Below are 901 nucleotides of genomic sequence, written 5' to 3' on the forward strand. Positions count from 1 at the left end.
CACCGCGAACGCCGACTCCGCCGAGGACGACGACACCGCGAGCACCCGCTCTGCCGAGTGCGACACGACCGCGCCTGCAGAGGGCGATGGCTGCGTTCGCGGCGCGGCCCGGTCCGGAGCAACCCACGCCCGGCGGGGTGCGTCAGCATGGCCTGCTCACGGTGGCGGGCATTCGCACACAGCCCCTTCGCACGCTGCCCCTTCGGACACAGCACCTTCGGACACAGCCCCTTCGGGTGCGACGGCTTCGGATGCGCCGCCATCCCAGGCAGCGCCCTCGGAGGCAGCGCCATCGGAGGCGGCGCGGCCGGATCCGCCTCCCGAGAACGCCTCCGCTCATCACACCCACGCCGGGCCTCGGACTGCGGGGGACTGCCGGCATGGCCACAGCACGTGCCGGTGCGGCAGCCAAGGCGCGTGGCGGTGCAGTGGCGAGGCGCGGTGCTCGTGCGCGACGCAGGCAGCGGGAACTCCGGGAACAGCAGCGGGAGCCGGGCGAGCGACGCCGGAGACGGCGCAAGAGGCGTCACAAGGAGGGGCACGGGGAGCGGCGCAAGGTGGGTTCCCGGGATCTCCGGGTGCGTCGGCGGGCGCGATGCCTGGGGCGTTCTTGGGGTCGGCGTTGGGAGCGTCGGCAGGCACGTTGCTGGGGGCGTCGTTGGGGATGGCACCGGGGACAGCGCCGGGGGTGTTGCTGGCGACCGGGCAGGTGCTGCCCGTCTCCAGCGTGCACCGCCTCGCCCGCACCTCGACTCTGGTGCGGATCGTCATGAACGCCGACGGGCAGGTCCTCGACATGGGCCGCAAGGTCCGCCTGGCGACTCCTGCCCAGCGCCGGGCCGTCTTCGCCCGGTACGCCACCTGCTGGATCGACGGCTGCCCCCTCCCGGCGACCATGTGC

General features: G+C 73.9%; 1 protein-coding gene. It reads left to right on the plus strand.

The genetic code is table 11. The annotated features are described in order from the left end of the window. Positions 1-664: 664 nt before the first annotated feature. Positions 665-901 (plus strand): DUF222 domain-containing protein (locus tag FLV34_RS39420; protein WP_187280886.1); only part of this gene is annotated, 237 nt, incomplete at its 3' end.

Origin of the sequence: Microbispora sp. CSR-4 (genome assembly GCF_008033685.1) — a bacterium.
In the GTDB taxonomy this organism is placed as follows: domain Bacteria; phylum Actinomycetota; class Actinomycetes; order Streptosporangiales; family Streptosporangiaceae; genus Microbispora.